Annotated in this window: 15 protein-coding genes; 7 read left to right on the forward strand and 8 right to left on the reverse strand. The window is 36.9% G+C overall.

What is annotated here, in order from left to right; all coding sequences use genetic code 11:
* Nucleotides 1–28: 28 nt before the first annotated feature.
* The 7 genes from SB679_RS05575 to SB679_RS05605 all read right to left on the reverse strand — a co-directional run bounded on the left by SB679_RS05575 (nucleotide 29) and on the right by SB679_RS05605 (nucleotide 12,194).
* On the reverse strand, nucleotides 29–1,147 hold the full coding sequence (locus SB679_RS05575) for a glycosyltransferase family 4 protein (protein ID WP_410701253.1): 1,119 nt from the start codon (nucleotides 1,145–1,147) through the stop codon (nucleotides 29–31).
* A gap of 110 nt (nucleotides 1,148–1,257) precedes the next feature.
* The gene (locus SB679_RS05580; protein ID WP_410701254.1) at nucleotides 1,258–2,259 is read right to left on the reverse strand and encodes a glycosyltransferase family 2 protein; all 1,002 of its coding nucleotides are present in this window, start codon (nucleotides 2,257–2,259) and stop codon (nucleotides 1,258–1,260) included.
* A 3-nt stretch (nucleotides 2,260–2,262) separates the two neighbouring features.
* Complete coding sequence (locus tag SB679_RS05585; RefSeq protein WP_410701255.1) at nucleotides 2,263–3,333, reverse strand: formimidoylglutamase; 1,071 nt, start codon at nucleotides 3,331–3,333, stop codon at nucleotides 2,263–2,265.
* 107 nt (nucleotides 3,334–3,440) lie between these two features.
* Complete coding sequence (topA, locus tag SB679_RS05590; protein WP_410701256.1) at nucleotides 3,441–6,011, reverse strand: type I DNA topoisomerase; 2,571 nt, start codon at nucleotides 6,009–6,011, stop codon at nucleotides 3,441–3,443.
* A gap of 277 nt (nucleotides 6,012–6,288) precedes the next feature.
* Nucleotides 6,289–9,741: a T9SS type A sorting domain-containing protein gene (locus SB679_RS05595; RefSeq protein WP_410701257.1), complete on the reverse strand. Its 3,453-nt coding sequence runs from the start codon at nucleotides 9,739–9,741 to the stop codon at nucleotides 6,289–6,291.
* A 309-nt stretch (nucleotides 9,742–10,050) separates the two neighbouring features.
* Nucleotides 10,051–11,190, reverse strand: coding sequence for an EpsG family protein (locus SB679_RS05600; RefSeq protein WP_410701258.1), 1,140 nt, complete (start codon nucleotides 11,188–11,190; stop codon nucleotides 10,051–10,053).
* The gene (locus SB679_RS05605; RefSeq protein ID WP_410701259.1) at nucleotides 11,187–12,194 is read right to left on the reverse strand and encodes a hypothetical protein; all 1,008 of its coding nucleotides are present in this window, start codon (nucleotides 12,192–12,194) and stop codon (nucleotides 11,187–11,189) included. The genes SB679_RS05600 and SB679_RS05605 overlap by 4 nt, the downstream gene beginning before the upstream one ends.
* Nucleotides 12,195–12,390: 196 nt before the next feature.
* Here SB679_RS05605 and SB679_RS05610 point away from each other — a divergent pair, with 196 nt between their 5' ends.
* Genes SB679_RS05610 through SB679_RS05630 form a run of 5 tightly spaced genes read left to right on the forward strand, consistent with a single transcriptional unit; the run spans nucleotide 12,391 to nucleotide 19,023 of the window.
* Complete coding sequence (locus SB679_RS05610; RefSeq protein WP_410701260.1) at nucleotides 12,391–16,044, forward strand: MMPL family transporter; 3,654 nt, start codon at nucleotides 12,391–12,393, stop codon at nucleotides 16,042–16,044.
* Between the two features lie 43 nt (nucleotides 16,045–16,087).
* Nucleotides 16,088–17,002 (forward strand): dialkylrecorsinol condensing enzyme DarA, encoded by a 915-nt coding sequence (locus SB679_RS05615; RefSeq protein ID WP_410701261.1) that lies wholly within the window; start codon nucleotides 16,088–16,090, stop codon nucleotides 17,000–17,002.
* Between the two features lies 1 nt (nucleotide 17,003).
* Entirely contained in the window at nucleotides 17,004–18,143 is a 1,140-nt protein-coding gene (locus SB679_RS05620) for a beta-ketoacyl-ACP synthase III (RefSeq protein WP_410701262.1), read from the forward strand.
* Complete coding sequence (locus SB679_RS05625; RefSeq protein ID WP_410701263.1) at nucleotides 18,143–18,574, forward strand: hypothetical protein; 432 nt, start codon at nucleotides 18,143–18,145, stop codon at nucleotides 18,572–18,574. Before SB679_RS05620 ends, SB679_RS05625 begins: the two co-directional genes overlap by 1 nt.
* A gap of 5 nt (nucleotides 18,575–18,579) precedes the next feature.
* The gene (locus tag SB679_RS05630; RefSeq protein WP_410701265.1) at nucleotides 18,580–19,023 is read left to right on the forward strand and encodes an ABC transporter permease; all 444 of its coding nucleotides are present in this window, start codon (nucleotides 18,580–18,582) and stop codon (nucleotides 19,021–19,023) included.
* A gap of 187 nt (nucleotides 19,024–19,210) precedes the next feature.
* Here SB679_RS05630 and SB679_RS05635 read toward each other — a convergent pair whose 3' ends face one another.
* Nucleotides 19,211–22,123 (reverse strand): M16 family metallopeptidase, encoded by a 2,913-nt coding sequence (locus tag SB679_RS05635; protein WP_410701266.1) that lies wholly within the window; start codon nucleotides 22,121–22,123, stop codon nucleotides 19,211–19,213.
* A 268-nt stretch (nucleotides 22,124–22,391) separates the two neighbouring features.
* On the opposite strand from SB679_RS05635, the gene SB679_RS05640 reads away from it, so the two are divergent.
* Nucleotides 22,392–22,796 carry a hypothetical protein gene (locus SB679_RS05640; RefSeq protein WP_410701267.1) on the forward strand — a complete coding sequence of 135 codons (405 nt, stop codon included), beginning with the start codon at nucleotides 22,392–22,394 and terminating at the stop codon, nucleotides 22,794–22,796.
* Nucleotides 22,797–22,851: 55 nt separating this feature from the next.
* Nucleotides 22,852–23,847: a BtrH N-terminal domain-containing protein gene (locus SB679_RS05645; protein WP_410701268.1), complete on the forward strand. Its 996-nt coding sequence runs from the start codon at nucleotides 22,852–22,854 to the stop codon at nucleotides 23,845–23,847.
* The last annotated feature ends 1 nt before the right edge of the window (nucleotide 23,848 follow it).

A 23,848-nucleotide genomic window follows, 5' to 3' on the forward strand; every position in this document is an offset into this window, starting at 1 on the left:
GTTGTTTACAAAAGTAAAGATTAAATTGTTAGTTTTTATTATTTCTTAAACGATAAACCATATCCGGCAAATAGGCACCCAAGAATCCTAACGACAGCACAATAAATAATAATAGATTTACATTTAAGTGCCTTAAATAATAGGCTGCTGCCACTATCATCAGATAATAGACAATAATATAGAAGCTTGATCTTCTATGGGTAATATTAAGCTTCAGCAGCTTGTGGTGGATATGATTTTTATCTGCATCAAAAGGGGATTTCTTGTTGCAGAGCCTGATAATAATTACATTTAATGTATCTACAATTGGTAAAATTAATATAGCTACTGCTACAACAGGCGCCGATTGAAGATGATACTTTGGGATATTAGGCAGTTTTTTATCAATAAAAATATCAATAAAACAGATGCAGGTAAATGCCAGTAAAAAGCCTAGCAGCATAGACCCTGTATCCCCCATGAATATTTTGTTGGTTCTATAGTGCGAAAGATTGTAGTACAGGAATGCCAAAACGGTTCCTATTATGATTGCAGATAAAACAACCAGCGGATAATTATATTCTCCTAATCTATAGTAACTTATTCCAAATAATGCACTGCAGATTACAGAATATCCACCCGCCAAACCATCGATACCATCAATCAAATTGAAAGCATTGATAAGGATAATAAAGGTGATGATGCTGAAAAGGACGCTTGCCCAATAATTAAATTCATATATTCCGAATATTCCGAATAAACTCCTTATTCTGATATCTGACCCAATAACGATAAGTGCAGACACAACAATCTGCGCAACAAGCTTTTTATAAGCCCTCATTACCACAATATCATCCATTACTCCAACATATAGCAGAATAATGAGCGAAGCAAATAAGAATTTATATAGATCAAAAAGTTCGTACGCAAAAATAGAAGCGCAGATTCCAATGGAATAAAAAATGGCAATACCTCCTAAATTAGGAATTTTTCTAAGATGTGAACTCCTTACCCCGGGTTCATCCATAAGATTCTTCCTTCTGGAGATCTTTACGATGGTAGGTATGGAGAAAAAGGTAATTAAAAAGGAAAATACGAAGCCTAACCCTATCTTCACGTAGAAAATAGAAATCCCCGACTCGCTTAAGAACAATTCAAAATTCTTCATTTTTTTTATCTAGTACAGCTGTGTTTCTTTTAATAACTTATCATAAGAATTGTATAAAAACATCCCTTCAAAGTTTTTACTGATCGAAACGATAGTACTTACATTTGTGTTTACATTAACTTTTTTATCAGTCTTTTTTGTCCGGCAAAAAACAACAGATAAAAAATCTTTTTTTTCAGGGGCAAAGATAAAAGATAATTTTTACCAAAACGACTATAGTTGAATATATCTTTGATTTTTATTTTTCTTTCCTTCATGAAAATGCTTAGTTTATCGGCCATTCCGTAAAAAGTTTCATGATCTTTTACAAATGCCAAATATGCAAGAAAGGAATAAACTCCCTCAAAAATCTGAAAATTTTTCAGTTCTTTTCTTTTATCAGAGTAGCTAGATTCTTCAAAATACCGCTCTACATCTTCTACTGCTTTCAGCATATCCACCCCCTTTTCCGTGTGGGTTTTTGTAATAGAGTCCGTGCGTTCAAGATATTGATAATGGAAATTTTGAGTCTGAGCAAGGATCTCACATTGCAACAAAAGCTGTGGGATAAGCTGAATGTCTTCAAAATGAATCCCTTTTTTAAATCTCCTATGCTCAAAAAGGTCTTTTTTAAATAATTTATTACATGCAAAATAACTGACGTCCGAAAAAACAGAAAAGTTCTTTTCCAGATCAATCTTTTCAGGCATGTTGGGAATTTGTGTCAGTTTCTGAGTGATTTTTCCATTCTGATCTACTTTTTGAATGTTACAGATGACCATTTTTGCCTGATGCTTCTCTGCAAGATGCAGCATTTCTTCAAACATTGTTTCTGTAACGTAATCGTCGCTGTCTACAAAACCGATATAATCTCCGGTTGCCCTGTCGAGCCCAAAATTACGGGCATCACTTAAACCTCCGTTGGTTTTGGAAAAAGCTTTTATTTTTTCGGGATACTTTTGTGCATATTGCTGAATGATCTGTTCAGACTGATCCTTACTTCCGTCGTTTACTACTACAATTTCAATATTCTGATGGCTTTGGGCCACCAAAGAGCTTAAACATTTTGCGAGGTAATTTTCAACATTATAAACGGGAACAATAATGGAAATCTTGGAGGGAATACTTGTCATACATTAAAATTTCGTCAGTCGCGCGTTCAGCCAGCCTTTTTTAGCTTCATCAAAGTCTTTTCTTGAACACGGAATGCAGTTTTCTATATTTTCATCGTCGCCAAAATACCACAAATTACTGAAAGTATCACGCTTGAATGCATATTGTGTGTCATCGATCAGAATATAAAACACTTCGTATTGTCTTTCTTTAGGATGCGACCGCTGAATATTGATCCCTTCAATCAGGTACCAGAGCATCTGAGCAAGGAGTTGGTGGTTCAGCTGATTTTCAGAATAGATATTATAATTGAAAATCCCTACGGATTTAAGGTTTTCACTGAGGCCTATTTCTTTCATATAGGCACATATTTCTCTTCTGTTTAATCCATTTACCTGTGGATTCATGGAAAAAGGAGTGCTAAAACTTTCTATCGCATCACAGTTTACCGTCACCAGATCTGCTTTTCTGAAGAAAGGTTCTGTTTTTTCTGTGGAATTCATCATTTCAGCCAGGCGGATGATTTCAAATTCCACTTCTTTAATCAGCCTTACAGAATCTGCTTCATTCAAGTGTTTCTGATATCCTAAATGGTGATAGTTTTTAATGGAAAAATCTTTAGCTCCAAAAATTTTACTTAAAAAAGTATATTCATTAATATGTTCACCCTGTTTTAAGGAGATGATATTGCTGATCTGTGTATAATTGATGTTTTTATGATGGAAATTTAATCCGGAAAACAGTGAGAAAGCAAAGTCATTGGATCCTCCGATGATAACAGGAATAGCTCTTTTATAATGACAGGCCGACAACACCTCCTGCAGGATGTAATGAGAATCCTGAACTGATTTTCCTGAAACCAGATCTCCAAGGTCTACCACCGGAATATCAAAATCCAATTGAGAAAGCTTGTAAAATTCTTTCCTTACAGCTGTAAAGTCCTGCACTTCTGCTTCTCCATCTGAACCTCTGTAATCTGAAACAAACAAAATAACAATACTGTCTTCTTTTATTTCTTTGGTAATCTGATATCCGATCTGCCAGCTTTCCGTTTTGAAATTTCTTGGTGAAATAATAAAGTCTTCAAAATCCATTCTCTAAATATGTCTTAAAAATCAAAAATATTAAAATAAAATCATTTTATGGTATAAAAAAAGCCATTAACACACAATGTTAATGGCTTCTTACTATCCTTTTATGATTACTTTTTCTTTGCAGCTGGTACTTTTTTAGCGGCAGCAGTTGTTTTTTTAGCAGCAGGCGCTTTTTTCTTTGCGGCTGGCTTCTTCTTCTCTGCAAAAGCATTTTTATCCTGATCGGTGATCCATTTTTTAACCTCATCTAATGAGATATCTTTCAGCTCATCCGCTTCATATTTGGTATCATCTTTTTTCTTAGGGATCTTGAACATGGCCTTTCCAAATTTAACAAAAGGGCCCCATCTGCCGTTTTCAATAGAAATTTTCTCTTTTTCCCACTGCTGGATGTATCTGTTGGCTTCTTTCTCCAGTTTAGCATCTATCAATTCATTGATATCGCTTTGAGAAAGGTTTTCAAAATCATATTTTTTAGGGACATTGACGAAAATGCTCTTGTATTTGATGAACGGACCGAATCTTCCTGTTCCTTTGGTTACCGGCTCTCCTTTGTAGGTAGCAATCGGTGCATCGGCAAGTTTCTTTTCTTTGATAACCTCTTCTGCTCTTTCCTGATTTACAGAAAGCGGATCTTCTCCTTTGGGAATACTGATGTACGTTTCGCCCCATTTTACGTAAGGACCAAATCTCCCAACACCTACAGAAACTGGCTGTTCTTCAAAATCACTAAGTTCAAAAGGCAGCTTGAAAAGCTCTAATGCCTCATCAAAAGTGATGGTTGCGATATTCTGCCCCGTCATCAATGATGCAAAAGTTGGTTTTTCTTCATCTTCTGTTTCTCCAATCTGGATCATAGCTCCAAATCTTCCGATTCTTGCATGAACATTTTTTCCGGTTTTAGGATCAACTCCTAAAAGCCTGTCTCCTGTGGCACGGTCAGCATTCTCTTCTACATCTGCAATTCTAGGATGGAATTTCGAGTAGAAATCCAGCATCATTTCTTTCCATTTCTGACCTCCACTTGCAATTTCGTCGAAGCTTCCTTCTACTCTTGCCGTGAATCCGTAATCCAGAATTTCTTTGAAATTTTCGGTTAAGAAATCACTTACCACTTCACCGATATCTGTAGGAATGAACTTATTTTTATCACCCCCGAATTTTTCATCAAGGACTACTTTTTTAATTTTATCTTTTGCTAAAGAAATTTTAACCACCTCGCGGGTTTGAGGTTCTATCTCTCTTTTATCTACATATTCACGATTCTGAATCGTCTGGATCGTTGGTGCATAGGTTGACGGACGTCCTATTCCTAAATCTTCCAGTTTTCTTACCAATCCGGCTTCAGTGTATCTCGCGCTTGGTCTGGTGAATTTTTCGGTTGCAATAATTGTTTTATAGCTTAAAACTTCACCAACACTTACTTTCGGTAATAGTTTTTCGTTGTTTTCCTCATCATCATCTTCCGCCTTTACAATTCCATATGCTTTTAAGAAACCGTCGAAGATAATTACTTCCCCCTGTGCTTCAAAATGCTGAGCCAGTTTTGGGTTTCCTATTTCGATTACCGTCTTCTCTATTTTAGCATTAGCCATCTGGGAAGCCAGTGTTCTTCTGTATATTAACTGGTATAATTTACTCAGCTGCGCATCTCCGATCGTTTTTACTGAAAAATCTGTAGGGCGGATGGCTTCGTGAGCTTCCTGTGCAGAGGCTGATTTTGTTGTATAATTTCTTGGAGCTGAATATTCTGATCCGTATTCTGAAACGATTTGTTTTTTTGCTCCTTCAATGGCTTCCTGAGAAAGGTTTACAGAGTCTGTTCTCATATAGGTAATGAATCCTTCCTCATACAGTCTCTGTGCAAGACGCATGGTATTGGTCACATTATACCCTAATCTTGAGGAAGCTTCTTGCTGCAAGGTAGAAGTTGTAAATGGTGCAGAAGCGGAACGTGTTCCCGGCTTTGTTTCAACATTCAGAACTTTGAATTCTGTGGTTCTCGCCTGCTCAAGGAATTTTTCTGCATCGGCTTCTTTTTCGAAATCTTTTTTAAGTTTGGAAGCGATTTCCTGTTCGTTGTTGTTTAAGAATATTCCATCTACTTTGAAACTTGCTTTTGGTACAAATTCGCGGATTTCTTTTTCTCTTTCAACAATTAATCTTACGGCAACTGACTGCACTCTTCCTGCTGATAATCCCGGTTTTACTTTTTTCCAGAGAACCGGAGACATTTCAAAACCTACGATCCTGTCTAATACTCTTCTTGCCTGCTGGGCATTGACTAAGTTCTGATCTATATCTCTTGGATTTTCGATCGCTTTCAGAATGGCATTTTTAGTAATCTCATGGAAAACAATTCGTTTTCTGTTTTCCGGCTTCAGTTTTAATTCATCTGCTAAGTGCCAGGCAATAGCTTCTCCTTCACGGTCTTCATCGGAAGCCAGCCAAACCATTTCGGCTTTCTTCACAGCAGACTTAAGTTCTGTTACTAATTTCTTTTTATCTGCAGAAACTTCGTAATCGGGGCTGAAGGTCTCCAGGTCTATTCCCATTCCTTTTTTAGGCAGATCACGGATATGTCCGAAGCTGGATTTCACATCGAAATCTTTCCCTAAATATTTCTGAATAGTTTTTGCTTTTGCAGGGGACTCAACGATTACTAAATTTTTCGACATTCTAAAATTTTTGCAAAAGTAAAGCTTTTTTATTACATACTTTTTGTTCTGGAAATTTAATTTGTCAATTAAAAAAGTTTACTCAGGGGTCGAGAATGCATTCCAGAAGACACCAACTGCTTCATACAATACGTTTTAAGCATCAATAAAAAGGGAAACAATGGACGATATAGAATTTTTCATCAATCGTCATAGAGTAAAGGATTTGCACAAATAAAAAAAGGAAGCAGAACAATTGGTTATATTCTACTTCCTTTATCAATCACTTATTCTAATCTTATTCTTTAATTATTTTTACAATGGTTTCGGAATTATTTATCCTTATTAAATATATTCCTGAAATCAATGATGAAAGATCTGTCTTTTCATTTTCAAATTTCCCGGACTTTATCATTTGTCCGGCCATATTATAAATCTGATAGAAGTATCCTTTTTCTTGTGTTGCTTTGATATACAGCATATTTTTCACAGGATTAGGGAATACAGAAATCCTATTTTCTTTAACTTTCGTGTCCACATCTGCTGCACTTAATACTGGAGCCGCCTTAGTTGCCGGCAATGCGGTTACGGGTAATCTGGGAACGGGCCCTTCTTCGTTTCCGTTGGTATCATATTTTATTTTGGAACAGCGGCAGCTCATGGCAAAATACGGATCGTTATTATCATGAAAAGCGATAAAACGGTTGGCCGTGGATGCTGCATCAAAAACAATACTCACTGATCTTCCCATATAGTTTGAACTTAAAGCATCAGTCCAGATCCCCGGATATTGAAAATTTATTGTATTAAATGTTCCCTGACTGTTTTGGTTTGCCGTTACACTTCTAAATCCGCGAGCTCCTGAATCGGGAAAGTTACCCACCTGGTAAGAGGCATTAAGGAACATATATCCTATCGTAGAAGTTGTAGAAGGATTTCTCACTCTGCTTCCCGCATAGTCTGTAGCTACACTATATGAAGTCGCTATATTTTTATCTTTTTTATACCATGGGGTCTGTCCAAAATCCTGTGCTGAAACAATTGCCGTACTGGTAAGATCTGGAATTCTCCAACCTTCAGGGCAGGGATCAAAAGGTGATTTCTTGCCACCCCTTCCCCATCTGTCGGGAGCCAAGTTGGGCTCATTAGCCAGCCAGTCCGTTCCATTGGTATAATTAGGAGTCGCACTGTTGAAAGGAGCAAATGAACTTGGAATCATATACACCAAAGGATTCTTTACAGAATATGACAATACTTTCGCCACTTTATCTGCAGGCACGTCAGAGGCTAATACATTGGAATTTCCTGCGTATGTAATGTAAGGAACAATGTAACTTCCTGCCATATTGTTGTATACGGCGGGAGTAAGTGTTGTATAGGTAATGGTTCCATTATCAGCTACTGTTCCTAAGAATACATTGTATGACGTCCTGTCATCTGCATTCTGGAAGACAGGGATAGGATCTTTTCGTCCCCATTGGTAATGCAGCCCCGTAGATGCTCTTATCGCCGCTAGTTCTACAGTATTGGGAGTAAGCGGATTGGCTACAGCTGGAAAGGCGTCGGTAGCCCCTAAATTCCTGTCCATAAATTCTGTCTGCAATATTACATCTGCTTTGGGCACATAGTTTACATAATTCACGGCTGCAGTTACCGGAAGTTCTGTTGTATAGGAATATGAACCTACGGTGCTATCTGTTATCCATATGTGCCAGCTCCAATATACCGGATTGGTAATACTTCCATTGTGAAGTGTTATCACTGCATTCCCACTCTGATTGGGTCTTATCTCAACTGAAATATTAGAATTACCAATTGTTGATAATGAAGCAGGAGATGGATTAACTACTGATATTTTATTGATTAAATTCGTATTGGTGGTCCATAGAACATTTGCTTTTAAATTGTTAAAACTGGATGGATCTAATATATCCTGGTTATTCAGCAACTGGCTTTGTACAGAAAATGCTTTACTTACCGGAATATCAATGGTAAAAGATGTTTCTTTTTTAACAACCTGATAGGTATTGGGATTGTTCATTCCCTCTCTATATTCTACGGGTGCCATTAAATATTCTGTAGGAAAATCATACCCATCAACAACATAAAGCGGATCTTTTATACATCGGCATCCGTTGGCATCTGAAGTATACATTCCAGCCAGTGGCTGATAAAAATACCGGCCTTTTATAGTAGGATAATTAGGATCTGGCACATCCAGCTGTCCTTTATCGGGAATCATGGATAATCCTCTGACTCCTACTGCAGGGGAGGCATCAAAATGTCTGGTCATTGTTGCGGTCCACAAGGCTGTATGATGCTGGTCACTGTATTGGCCTAAATGAGCTCCACGTATCAGCTGTCCGGATCCCGGGAATATTCCCATATTATACCCTCCTACATTCGATAAGTCGAAACCAAAATTAGAATAGATTCTAAATCCTGTCATAAACGCCGGCACACCATTATCAGTTGGCTTTATGATATGGTATTTATTGGTTTCGAAAGTATTCTTTGGCATGTTTGTCCTGACTCCAAAAGGAGAAAAATCTACCCTGATATCATCTATATATGATGGCGAAGCCAGATTGGCAACAAGCATCGAAGGTACTCTCCAGCCATTCGGACACGGATCATACGATGATTTATCCCTATACGGTCTTGCGCTGGTATCATTATTATAATTAATGCTTATTTTGCCTTGTGAATTATCAGACCATAAATTAAGTTCTGAGAGCCTGTTATCCGGCATTCCAGCAGATTTTCCAAACCAGTTAACAGGAAGGTTTGCATTGTTATTATAATATGCCTGGCCAGTGTTATCATTCTTATTCACATAGATCAGACTCAAAGGGTTTTTCACAGAAAGCCTTATGTTGTTAATGACTTCAGCATTTGATAAAAGAACAAATTGCCTTAGGTCATCAATACTCACTGCACCCGTAAAGTTTTTTGAGGCCCTATGCCTTACTCTTCCTACAGATCCTGAAACTTCATAGAAATCATTCCCTCTCGTCACCAAAGGAGGGATTGGATCTTTCCGTCCCCACTGATAAAGTAATCCTATACTTTTATTCCAATCTGATGCAGTAATAGAATTACTTAAAGCTCCTAAATTCCTATCCATCCATCTCCAGTCGGAATCCGGAATCGGCTCTATGACACCATCCGACCTCATTCTTGTAAGATTGGTAAAACTTTTATAGGTGGATCCATTCCCCGGATCATCCGTCACCCAAATATGCCAGCTCCAGTAGATATCACCATCTACCCTAAAAGCAATAACTGCGTTCCCTTTTTTAGACTTGTTGATAGGGATTTTTATTTTTGCATTCTGGCTAGTGTCCATTATCTCCAAAGAATAATTGGACCCTGATTTAATTAAACCATGAACATCTTCCCATAATACATCGGCTGTGATTTTACCGTTAGGAATTCCACTGCCTTTAATATAACTGTCCTGTTCCCACATCGCATAAGCTTTTCTTACAGGGAGCAACAGCCCTTCACTGCTCTGGCTTGGATCAAAAATATAACTGTTGGGCGCTTTTGTCCAATCTATAACAGTTGCCCTGCTATTCAGTTTATTGTAACCAGGTTTCCCTATTGAATCTAATCTTCTATCGGATGATAGCTTGTCAGTCTGTACAACCAAAGAAGTCCTCTCCTTACCTTCTAAACTATTTCTAGAATAGATACAAATCGACACTAAGCAAAAAATTGCCGCAATTTTTTTAACTAAATTTCTCATATCCTTGAATTGGTGTTATCACCACAAATACAACTTTTAAGCCTTTATCAAAACAAATCGATTTATAATATAAATAACAAAATCATACATAAATTATCATACAAATGATTCATAATAATAACATTATACATATAAAAACAATATTTAAAAACTTAATAATTGCAAAAATAAAAGATTGTATTTAATATTTTCATGACCAAGATCAAGTTGAACAAATATTAATAGCCCATTTGAAAGCTGTAATTCATAAAACAGAAAGACGACCATTGGGTCGTCTTTCTATGATATTGTTAAAAGAAAAATATTTTATTATGGAAGCAGGAAGTTTTTATAAAGATCAATTGTAAATCTTCCGGCCTTAATGTTATTAAAGGTTGAAAAAACAACGAAGTTGAAAATGGTAAGAGCGATAATAAAAGAATAAATCATCTTTTTAGTATTATCAGAAACCACATACATTGCATTAGGAATTATCACATAAGAGAATCCAACAAAGGCACCCGCCAGTCTTGATGAAAATATGGGATTATTCCTGAAAATAAAATAAAAACATATTCCAATCACAGTATAGTTTCTGTGGTATTCGTAGTAAGGATATTTTTCCTTCATCTGAGTATCAAACGCAAAAAGGAAAAAGGTAAGAATAAGCATCAATACTTCCGGAATACCGATGCCGCCGTTCAGCCTCTGAGAACCCACATCCACATATCCGTTAAAACCTTCTACAAGACTACTCTCAGCTGTCATACTGCCCAAAAAGTCACCAAATGCCCTGTACACCTCAAACGGTGACAAAAACACAGATCCAAGAATGAGGATAAGCATTACTGTTTTATTCAATGGTACGCGGGCCAGCCAGTACATCGGTAAAAATAAGTAACAGACACTATGGATTCCTGATGCCAGAAACACAAAGAAGAGATAATGCCACAGCTTCCGTTCTTTGATATAGCGTATCGCAAAATAAATCATGAAAGTTCCCAAATTCTGCCTGATCTGTCCGCTTTCCCCAATAAAAAAGTTGGGAATAAACATCAGCAATGTGAAGGTAAAGGGATAGAACGTATTGTCTTCGGTATATTTTATTTTAAAGAAGATGGCAAATATGGCAACCACCAGCGTAAGCATATAATAGGGAGCATTAAAGAAATTAAGCAATACCTTGTTGATCAATACATACAGCCATTCAACATCAAAAGTCTCCGGCCCCTGCATATGAAGAGCCTTCATGAATATACTCAGATAGCTATTCATATCAGAATAAATGTATATCCCTTTATAACTTCCGTAATCCGGCCCTACATCATTACGTAGTCCGGCAATGATAACGAGATAAACTCCCAGAAACCAAAACCATTTCTTCTCTACTTTATTTCCAAAAACTTCCTGGAAACTAAAGAAAAGCATGTAGATAATTGCTAGGATATAATATGGGTGTAATAAACTCATGTCAAATCTAAGGGATTTTTAAACTGATGATAGGCAACGATAATCCCTGTAAGAATCAAGGGCAGGAAAAGTCTTACTTCCCAAAATAACCCAACCAGCGTTATCATAAGGAGATAAGGAATGGAGAAGAAAAGATACTTCCCAAAAATAATTTTATTGTCTTTGCTGATACAAAGTTTGTAGATAAAATAAAGGACTATCACCGCAAAAACCAGCCCTGCAAGATTAAAAGGACTTGAGAAATTTCTGTTGATATAAAATCCTTCTACAAAAGTCGTCTCTTTCTGTGAAATCATCATCCTAAGTCCAAGGTAAGGAAGCAAAAAGGCAACAACCAATGGAAATATTTTCCAGATTACCTGATATTTTCCTTCTTTCAGATCCTTTATATTAAGGAAAACGGCTGCAAAAAAAGCAATATTGATGCATGCAGTTTCTCTTACAAACGTTGAAAAAACAATCAACCCTGTTAAAGCATAGAAATAGACATTTTTTCCGATATGCAAATATTCCAGCGTGAGTAAAACCCCTGTTAAGTAACAGAATAAAGCAATCATATCACAATTGGTGGGTGCATACTGAGTAATGACAATAAAGAAAACACCCAGTAAATGAATGATTCTTTTGAAATTAATGTTTAAATACTGTTCAGTCCTGAATGTAAGCAGCTTATTTAAAATCACTGAACATAAAACAAAGAAAAAGCTATTGAATATAAAAAGGGCATGATAAAAAGGCGTCCCGTTTTTTGAAAGAAAATCTTTAAAAAAATAAAGATAATGCTCTTGTACATAAGCAAATGCATCTGTCATATACAAACTCAGATAATTAGGAATCACCCGGTACGCATAGACTGATGTGAATAAAAAATCCGGAGGCCTTTCTGCGGTCTTCAATCTGGTATAAGAAGACTCGAATCCATAATAGGACATCGCAAAAAGTAAAAGAGGGAGCACTATTACAAATAGAAATCCATTTATTTTTTCATCATTTTTTTTCAACATATCAAAAACAGATTCTTATTTTTTTAATAATAATTTGGCTTTAAAATACATTATATCATAAGGGAACTTTTGCAAAAGTAAAGTTTTTTTTATTGAGTCCGGAATATTTTATTGATTTTCAGATAAAACTTCTTTATTAAAACTTGTTAATCTAATGCTTAAAAAATTAAATTTGCAGACTTGATTTTACCATGTAATGCATCGCGCTTTTATATTTTTATACTACCAGATTTCAAAAAACAAAATCCTTTCTGTAATACTTGCAGTAGGATTTGCCGTTTTATGCGGATTTTTCGCCTCAAAAATCAATTTTGAGGAGGATATCAACCAGATTATTCCGAAAAGTGAGAAATCTGACCTTACCGCAAAAGTTCTTAAACAGTTGAATTTCTCAGATAAGATCATTGTCATCATTGAAAACCAATCTAAAGAAGACAACTTCCAGCTGTCTGAAACTGCCGATACTTTTCTACAGAAAATAGAACCTTTACATCAATATATCGGTTCAGTACAGGGCAAGATCAATGATCAAGAAATCTCAGAAACCTTTGATTTCGTCAACCAGAACCTCCCTTTATTTTTAGATGAAAAGGATTATCAGGAAATTGAGAGAAAACTTCAGAAGGACAGCATCGCCAAACAGGTAGAAAATAATTATGTATCACTCGTATCACCTACCAGCCTGGTAACCAAAGATTTTATAAAAAAAGATCCGCTGGGAATTACTTTTTTAGGAATCAAAAAACTCAATGCCCTTAACATCAGCAAGGATTTTAAACTGGAAGATAATTACATCGTTACCAAAGATGGCAAAAATCTCCTGCTTTTCATTGATCCTAAAAACAAGAGCAACGATACCAAGAAGAATGAGGTTTTTGTTGACCAGCTGAACACGATAAAAGAAAATATCAACAAACAATTCAAAGGAAAAACAGAATTGAGCTATTTCGGATCGCCCGTGATTGCTGTTGCCAACGCACAACAGATTAAAAAGGATATCCAGAATACCGTGATTATCTCCATGACCGTTCTTCTTATCCTGTTGATTTATTATTTCAGAAATGTGTTTACCCCGATCATTGTTTTCCTACCCACCGTTTTTTCAGTGCTGCTGGCTTTAATGATCTTATATTTTATTAAAGATAAAATTTCGGCCATCTCCTTAAGTGTAGGGGCTATCCTGATCGGAATAACGATTGACTACGCTCTGCACATTCTGACCCACTATAAACACAATAATAATATTGAAGAGCTTTATAAGGAAATCACACAGCCGATTATCCTGAGCAGTGCAACTACAGCAGTTTCATTCCTGTGTCTGATTTTTGTCCGTTCAGAGGCATTGAAAGATCTTGGCCTTTTTGCATCCATTACCGTATTTTTATCTTCCGTTTCAGCGCTGATTATCGTACCGCAGCTATACCATCCGAAAGAGAAAGAAGGAAAGCTGAGCACCAATTTTATTGATGTTATCGGATCTTATCCTTACGAAAAGAACAAGCCTCTTATTATTGGCTGTTCTGTGGTTATTATCGCCTGCCTGTTTGGTTTCAGGCATGTTGGCTTTAATGAAGACATCGGAGACCTGAATTATATTCCAAAAGATTTAAAAATAAGTGAGGCAAAACTGGAAAAACTATCAGATATCACCTCAAAATCTATCTACACCATTTCTTATGGGAATTCTGAAGAAGAAGCACTCACCAGAAATTCTCAGTTGAGCAGTTTCCTGGAAAAAGAGAAGAAAGATGGAAAAATTTTAAGCTACAATTCCCTGGGAAATGTCGTTTTATCTGAAAAAGAACAGCACAAGAGAATTGAAATCTGGCAAAAATTCTGGAACAGTGCTAAAAAACAGCAAACTTTATCTGAATTAGTTTCCAATGGTAATAAATTCGGCTTCAACAGTTCTGCATTTGACAATTTCAATGAAAATTTAAATAAAGAATATCCTATTTTAAGCTTACGGGATTACGAAAAGGTAAAAGCGCTGCAGGTTTCTGAATTTTTAAGCAGTGAAAAAGGATTCTATACCGTTTCCAATGTAGTGAAGGTAGACGAAAAGAAAAGAGATGCCTTTATTAAAGATGTGGAAAAGAAGCACGATGCTTTGGCGATTGACCGTCAGCAGATGAATGAAAATTTTCTGGGTTTACTGAAAAGGGATTTCAACACCCTGATCAATTATTCTTTACTGGCTATCGTTCTTACCATTATTGTATTCTTCCGGAATTTTGAACTGACGCTTCTTACCATGTTTCCTATTGTATTAACCGGAGTGGTAACGGCAGGAATATTATATTTCTTAGGACTGGAACTTAATATTTTCAGTACGGTGGTGTGTACACTGGTTTTTGGAGTCGGGGATGATTTCAGTATTTTTCTTACCAAAGCAATGCAAAAAGAGCATACTACGGGGAAAAATGAACTTCCAACTTACAGAACATCCATTATTTTGGCTGTATTCACGACGATCCTGTCGATTGGATCTTTAATTTTCGCTAAACACCCAGCATTACATTCGCTGGCACTGGTTGCGTTGATCGGGATGTTTTCCGTTATCATCATTACCTCAACATTATATCCTTTCTGGTTTAGGTTTTTAATCATCAACAGAGCAAAGAAAGGACTTTCACCTATTACTTTCAGGCTCTTCTTACATTCGGTTATCTCCTTCTTGTATTATGGTCTGGGAGGATTGTTTTTCTCATTGTTCGGGAGCTTCTTTGTGAGAAACTCAAAAGGAAAAACCTTAGACTTTATCAAAATAATTTTAGCGCGATTTTTAACTTCTGTCCTTTTTACGAATCCATTTGTAAGGAAAAGAGTCATTAAAAATGCTAAAGAAGATTTCAGTAAGCCAGCTGTGATCATTGCCAATCACAGTTCTTTTCTGGATACCTTAGCCATTGCTATGGCTACGCATAAAATTATATACTTAGTAAATGACTGGGTGTATGATTCTCCGGTTTTTGGAAGGCTGGTAAAAGCGTTGGGCTTCTATCCGGTTTCTCAGGGTATTGAAAATGGCATTGATCCTTTAAAGGAAAAGATCGCACAAGGATATTCACTGGTGGTTTTCCCTGAAGCGGAACGTTCTTATACCAATGATGTAAAGAGATTCCACAAAGGAGCTTTCTATCTTGCGGAACAGTTTGGTCTGGATATTTTACCGTTGTATATTCATGGGAATTCTGAAGTTCTGCCAAAAGGAGATTTCATTATTTATGACGGAAGTATTACCGTAAAAGTGGGCGAAAGAATCAGTAAAGACGATATGCAGTTTGGAACTAATTATTCTGAAAGGACAAAAAAGATCAATGCCTACTTTAGAAATGAATTTGCAGCCTTAAGAAATGAGATCGAAAATGAAGATTATTTTAAAAAGAAATTATTGTTAAGCTTTCTCTATAAAGAAAATGAGGTAGTGAATGAAGTAAAAGCTGATTTCAATGCCCATAAGTCTGTATATTTTGAATTGAATAAACATATCCCGAAAGAGGCATCAATTCTTCATATCGCTGATGACTTCGGACAAAAGGATGTTTTACTCAGCCTTTATCAGGCAGGCAGAAAAATATTCAGTTTCATTCATAATGAGGAAAAAAGAGCCGTTGCTGCTCAAAGCTATGTGATTAAGAGAAGAAAGATACAGTATATACAGGACGTTTCGGAGATCAGCAAAAAGATAGATGTTCTTCTTGTGTCCGATGAAAGTTTTAATATCAATGCTTTATCAAGCTTTCCGGATACCATAATTTTCATCAATATTAAAAATGTAAATTTTGAAAACAAAGAATACCATAAAGAATATCAATCAGAAACAATAAAAATATTCAAAAAACACTAAATACATCTGAAAAGCATATTTTTGTAACCGATAAAGAAAATCAATGAAAAAAAATATCCTTGTCATCTATTACTCACAAACCGGGCAACTGGAAGATATTGTAAAAAATATCGCCCAACCTTTTGAAAATAAAAAGGAGGAATACGATGTCACGTACTACAATATCCAGCTTAAGGAAGATTTTCCTTTTCCATGGCCAGGTGATGTTTTTTTTAATACATTTCCTGAATCTTATCTACAGATTCCCAAAGAGATTTTTCCTCCGGCAGCAGACGTGCTGAACAAGAAATATGATCTTATTCTGTTTGGATACCAGGTATGGTATTTGACGCCGTCTATCCCGATCATTTCATTCCTGAAAAGCAGCTATGCAGAAACTCTTCTGAGGGGTTCTAAAGTAGTCACCATTTCCGGAACAAGAAATATGTGGATGCTTTCTCAGGAAAAGCTGAAGGTACATCTGAAGAATTTAGGGGCAACATTGGTGGGAAATATCGCTTTAGTGGACAGGCACGACAATTATACCAGTGTTCTGACTATTTTACGCTGGCTGACCACCGGACAGAAAGAAAAATCCGGAATGCTTCCCGCAGCAGGAATTTCTGATGAAGAAATTTCAGGTGCAGGGAAATACGGAACCATTATTGAAAAGCATTTCAGCAGTAATGATTTATCCGGTTTACAGCCTGAACTGGTAAAAAACGGAGCGATTGAAATAAGACCGTTTCTGGTAAGAGTAGAGAAAGTAGGAAACAAAATTTTCACGGTCTGGTCCAACCTCATTATCAAGAAAAAAGAGAAACGCCCATTGCTGATAAAATTCTTTAAGGTATATTTGATGGCTGCGATATGGATTATATCACCTATCGTTTTAGTTTTACACCTACTTACCACCCCTATATTTTGGTTTAAAAGAAAAAAACAAAAAGAGTATTTACAAGGAATTAATTTAAAATAGAATGTACGACGTATTTATAACAAAATCATCAACATACTTACCTAATGAGCCGGTATCTAATGATGAAATGGAGACTTATCTTGGTTTAATTAACGGAGTTCCTTCCAAAGCGAGATCTCTGATTTTAAGAAACAACAAAATCACCACGAGATATTACGCTCTAGACAAACAGGGAAAACCTACCCACTCCAATGCACAACTTACAGCAAAAGCTATTGAGGGACTTTTTGACGAAAATTTCACAAAAAGTGATATGAAATTACTGTCTTGCGGAACGACTTCTGCGGATCAGATTCAACCGTCACACTCTTCTATGGTTCATGGTGAGCTCAACATTGGCAGATCTATAGAAATTAATACAGCAACAGGTCTTTGCAACTCAGGGATGAATGCCCTGAACTACGGTTTCCTTGCTGTAAAAGCCGGAGTACATGAAGCGGCAGTATGCGCAGGTTCAGAAAGAATGTCTTCATGGATGACTGCTGATAAATTCAATCATGAAGCAGAAAATTTAAAGCAGTTGGAAGAAAGACCTATCATCGCTTTCAAAAGAGAGTTCCTGAGATGGATGCTTTCTGATGGTGCGGGGGCTTTCTTACTGGAAAATAAACCCAGAGAAAACAGCATCTCTTTAAAAATAGACTTTATTGATTTCTATTCGTATGCTCATGAAATAGAAGCGTGCATGTATGCAGGATGCGAAAAACAGGAAGACGGAAGCTTACAATCATGGGCAGATTACCCATCTGACGAATGGCTGAAGCAGTCTATTTTTGCATTAAAGCAAGACACGAAAATTTTAGATAAATATATTTTGGTGAAAGGAGCCGAAAGTTTAAGATCTTCTTTTGATAAACACAATCTTGATCCGGAATCTGTCGATCATGTTTTAGCCCATATTTCTTCAGGTTACTTTAAAGAAGGTTTAAAGGATGAATTCGCTAAGGTAGGATTAGATTTCCCTTGGGAAAAATGGTTCTATAACCTTTCTGAAGTAGGAAACGTTGGTGCTGGATCTATTTTTATTGCTCTTGAGGAATTAATGAATTCCGGTAAGCTGAAAAAAGGAGAAAAAATCCTTCTTTGTGTTCCTGAAAGTGGAAGATTTGCTTATTCTTGTGCCTTGCTAACGGTTTGCTAATGGAGAACAAACTGCCAACTTCTGATCAGAAATTTGTGGAAAGCCTTATTCCACAAAGGTTTCCTTTTGTGATGGTACACGAGATCTCAGACTATTCCGAGAGCCATCTGGTTTCTGGATTTGAAATAAAGGAAGACAATATCTTTCTTCTGGACGGTACTTTTCAGGCATCAGGCCTTATTGAGCATCAGGCACAGAGTGTAGCACTCCATACCGGATACAAATATTATCTGTTAGGAAAAGAAGCTCCGACAGGATATATTGGTGCCATCAAATCTTTTGAAGCAGAGGAGCTTCCAAAAGTGGGAGATCACTTGAAAACCGAAGTTACCATTCTAAATGAAGTAATGGGAGTAACGCTTGTTAATGCCGTTACCACTCTGAATGATCAAATCATTGCAAGATCTGAAATGAAAACTGTTGTAAAATAAATAGCATGGAAACCAAGGAAAACAACCTCATCAATATCCATCAGTTCTTACCCCATCGCAATCCTATGCTGATGGCTGATTATATTTTGGAATTGACCAAAGAAAAAGTTGTGACCTCCTTTACCATACTTGAAGACAATATCTTCGTTCATAATAGTGAGTTTGTAGAGGCCGGTTTAATTGAAAACCTTGCCCAAACCTGCTCTTCTATTCTGGGACAGAGTTTCTTTGAGAACCCTGCAGCAGATACCAAAGTGATCGGCTTTATTACCAATATCAAAAAGATTGAGATTTTTTCTTTACCGAAAGTGGGCGACACCATTATTTCAAAGGCATCACTGATCTCTATGTATGAAAATATATGCAATATCTATTGTGAAACTTTTAATAATGATGAATTACTGATCCGTGCTGAGATCAATCTGTTTATTCAGGAAGTAAAGTCGTAGAAAAATTCAATTGAAATATCAAAGGCTGTGCGGTTTCGTGCAGCTTTTTGTTTTTTAATTCTCTTTCTTTTTACCACAGATTACACAAATTTGCACAGATGTTGATGTTAAAAAAATTGTCTGTTATATAAAAACAAAAAGTGAGGCATTGCTGCCCCACTTTCATTATAATAATAATCCAAGGAAATTAGTATCCGAAGATCTCTTCCAGTGATATTTCTTTGAACTCACCCATTTTATTAATAGATTCCATATTCAGGTTTTCTCTTTTCCCGATGATGGCAGTGTTATATTTCAATGGCTTTACTTCCGTATCATAGAAACCGGTAAGCTGAGGTAATGTCAGACCCTGGATTTCTGAATAAACATCTTTTCTGATATCATAATCAACGCCCAATTTTTTAAGCGATAACTGGCTGTAGAAAATATTCGTTCTGTTGATTCTGTTAGAAGCGATCTGCTTCAGCGCAGAACCTTTAGAGTTTTCAAACTGCGCAGGAATCTGAGGCAGCTGTGCCATCAGGTCATTCATCGCGTTAACGGCTAACGGCAGCTTATTAGACTGTGTTCCGATGTAGTTGGTTACATAATTCGGATGGTCTTTTTCTGTAGCGTTGGCATAAGATACATATGCAGAATAGGCCAGAGATTTACTTTCTCTGATCTCCTGGAATACAATAGAAGATAATCCACGTCCAAAATATTCATTGAAAACATTAGCTTTTCCAAAGTTGCCTAAATTCACATTGCTTCCTTTTGCGATTTTAGACATTTCCATCTGCACCATGTCGTAATTGGTGAAATACACCTTTCCTTCTGTAGCTGGTTCCGCATACACCTTCGCTTTCGCAGGCTGCAGGTTTGTGTTTACAATATATGGCTTAACCGCTTTCTCCAGAGACTTCTGATCTTTTCCGTACAAGAAAACTTCGTAAGGATATTGGTTCAGTGTTTTGATTTTTGACATCAGTTCAGCAACATTAATGCTCTGTAAACGCTCTTTAGAAATTATATCTGTCATTCTGGAATCCTTTCCATATTTCGCATAATTGCTTAAAGCCGCCATAATTCTGGTTTTGTCTTTTTTAGCAACTTCTCTCGATTCCAGAATTGTTTTTACAGTTTGGTCATAAATTGCTTTATCCGCTTTTACGTTGTTTAACCAATGATTCATAAGCTCTACTCCTTTCTGCATATTGCTTTCCAGTCCGCTTAACGTAATCACTGTCTGATCATTTGAAGTTCTAAAATTATTAGAAATTCCCAACTTATAAAACTCTTCTTTAAGCTGTTCCGGACTGTACTTGTCTGTTCCCAGATATTGGAAAACCGTTACCCCTAAAGATAATTCCTTATCATTGTCTGTTCCGAAAGGGAAAATATAATTTACTTGGGCAACTTCGTTATATTTATTCTCTACAAAACTTACTTTCTTATCTTTGATCTGAGAAGTAGCGATGGCTGCTTTATAATCGATAAATTCAGGCTTGATCTCAGAAGCTTTAACCGCTAAAATATCCTTAAGGAAAGGTGACTGTGCTTCCCTGTTCAGTTTGATAGGCGTAATGCCCGGGTTTTCTACACGAACAAGTTTATCATTCACCCCTTTTTCCTTATAAACTGCCACATAATTATCCTTGAAAAACTCATTGGCAAATTTTACAACATCTGCTTTTTTAATTTTCTCATACTGATTGATTTCGTCCAGTTCCTGCTCCCAGGTCAATCCATTGATGTAAGTTCCATACAGTGTGGTAGCCAGCCCGTCTGCCGTTTCCCACATTTTCATACGCTGAACCTTTTTGTCATTAAGAATAGCTTTCAGCATCCAGTCCGGGAACTGTCCTTTTTTCACAAGATCAATCTGATCCAGCAACAGTTTTTTAGCTTCATCAAAGCTCTGTCCTTCTTTTGGAGTAATCGTTAAGTTAAAAGAACCATACATTTTGAAAGGCGACTCGTACGCTCCTGCTCCTAATGCTTTTTGTTTTTGATTGATATTAAGATCTATTAAACCTGCATCCCCATTATTGCTTAGAATTTCAGCGACCACATCGGCTAACCTTGCCTCCTGAGTTCCGTTAGAATCCGTTCTCCAGGCTAAACTTAACCTTGGGGTTGAAGGACTCTTTACCGTTCTTGTAACCACCTTGGTCATTGGTTCTTCCGTTACCATTTTTTTCATCGGAAGCTCCTTATATTTGAAAGTCCCGAAATATTGATCCACCATTTTGATGGTTTTATCAAAATCCAGATCTCCTACCAATACAACTGCCATATTATTAGGCACATAGTACGTGTCGAAATATTTATGGATGGCTACCATAGAAGGGCTTTTCAGGTGCTCAGAAGTCCCGATAGTAGTTTGCTGCCCGTTCGGATGTTTTGGGAAAAGAGCTTCCATCATTGCATAATTTACAAGACGGCCGTCATTATCCTGGGCTCTGTTATATTCTTCGTACACTGCTTCCAGTTCAGTATGGAAAAGACGAAGGACCAGTTCCGAAAAACGCTCCTTTTCCACTTTCAGCCATTTTTCAAGTTCATTGGACGGGATGTTATTTTTATATACGGTTTCATCTAACCAGGTGTGTGCATTGGTTCCCGTAGCGCCCAATGAAGAGATCGCTTTATCATATTCATTGGCAATCGCATATTTAGAAGCTTCCTGAGAAACCTCATCTATCTTTTTATAAAGCTCTTTTTTCTTTACAGGATCTTTTTCAGCTTTGTGTTGCTCATAAAGATCTGAGATCTGCTGAAGAAGCACTTTTTCTTTTGCCCAATCCTGGGTTCCCAGATGAGACGTTCCTTTGAAAACCATATGCTCAAGGTAGTGAGCCAATCCGGTATTCTCGCTAGGATCATTGTTTGAACCAGTTCTTACAGGGATATAGGTCTGTATTCTCGGGGCATCATCATTTTTAGCCAGGTATACTTTTAATCCATTCTTCAATGTATACACTCGTACTCCAGCCTGGTCATTCTTCACTGTTTCATAGGTGTATCCCTGAGTATCCGTCACCTTTTGTGTGTCAAATTTCTGAGCCATTGCACTCAGCATACAAAAGAGCGAAACAGAAATAAAAACTTTCTTCATAATATTATTTTAGTTAAATCTATATATAGATTAGTCTTACTTAGACATCTACTTGTTACAGATCAATGGACGGTTAATGAATCATTATATCTGTGAAAAATATATTCATCTTTTTCTTAGATTCTACTAGACAAAATTCATATTATCATATCAATATATTCTATGTGATTTACATATAATGTATTTTCACTATTTTAGCCACCTGATTATAATAATCATAAAAACAGATGAAAAACATTCATTTGGAATTTAAAAATATACTATTCAGATGAAAAAGCAGGATCTTCCCCAAGACGAAAGCAACCTGAAATCAGCCAACATGACTGAGGTTCTGTATGTCACTGATGAAAATGACAATTATACAACCGCCAACAGTGTGGGCTGGGAAGCCAAGAAATTAGCGTTGAATGAATCGCTGGATCTTATCAATGAAAGAATCCAGGAAGCCAGACAAAACGTTGCAGACCATATTGCAAGTCCTATTATTTATTTCATGGAACTGAATAAAATGGATTTGGGCGTCCTTTCATCCTATGTCGGAATGTGGCAGTGGAGAGTAAAAAGGCATGCAAAACCAAAAATATTTAAGACACTAAGCGAATCTGTCCTGAAAAAATATGCCGATGCATTTGGTATTTCAGTAGATGAATTAAAAAACTTTGACGGAAAATAATCAAGCATTACAGTGCCTGCTTCCATCAGACTAAGGAAAAAATAACAAGTTACGAATGAAACTTAATTTTGAACACCATCAGACTGCACATTGCGAAAACGGTGTTGCCTCTAACCTATTAATCAATAAAGGTCTCAAACTCAGTGAGCCGATGATCTTCGGAATCGGTTCCGGACTGTTTTTTGTGTACCTCCCTTTCTTAAAAGTCAATTTTGCGCCCGGTTTCAGCTATCGCCCGATGCCTGGTGCTATTTTCAGTAAAGCGGCCAAAAGATTAGGAATTAAAATTAAAAGAGAAAAATTCTCAAGTCCTAAAGATGCCCAGCTAGCATTAGAAAGAAACTTAGAACAAAATATACCTACAGGGCTACAGGTAGGGGTTTTTAACCTCACTTATTTCCCGGAAGAATATAAATTCCACTTCAACGCCCACAACCTGGTGGTCTACGGAAAAGAAGACGGAAGGTTTCTGATCAGTGATCCCGTAATGGATTACGTCACTTCCCTATCCGAAGCAGAACTGGAAAAAGTACGCTACGCCAAAGGAGCACTTCCTCCCAAAGGCCACATGTACTATCCTACCTATATTCCGGATGAAGTAGATCTTAAAGAAGCCATTAAAAAAGGCATCAGGGATACCTGCAAAAATATGCTGGCTCCCGTTCCTCTTATCGGGGTAAAAGCGATGAGATGGGTAGCCAAGAGCATTCCGAAATGGGCTGAGAAAAAAGGTACGAAAGTAACCAATCATTACCTGGGACAGCTGATCAGGATGCAGGAAGAAATCGGGACCGGCGGCGGCGGTTTCAGATTTATTTATGGAGCCTTCCTACAGGAAGCTGCCGATATTCTGAAAAACGATCAATTAAGAGAATTATCCAAGGAGATTACCGCTATCGGAGATCTTTGGAGGGATTTTGCAGTAGATATCGCCCGTGTTTACAAAAACAGAAATTCGAAAAGCAATATTTATCAGGAGCTTTCAAAATCAATGCTTCATATTGCAGATCTTGAAGAAGCTTTCTATAAAAAACTAAGAAAAGCGATCTAAT

The organism is Chryseobacterium sp. SIMBA_029, from assembly GCF_046535275.1.
Classification (GTDB): Bacteria; Bacteroidota; Bacteroidia; order Flavobacteriales; family Weeksellaceae; genus Chryseobacterium.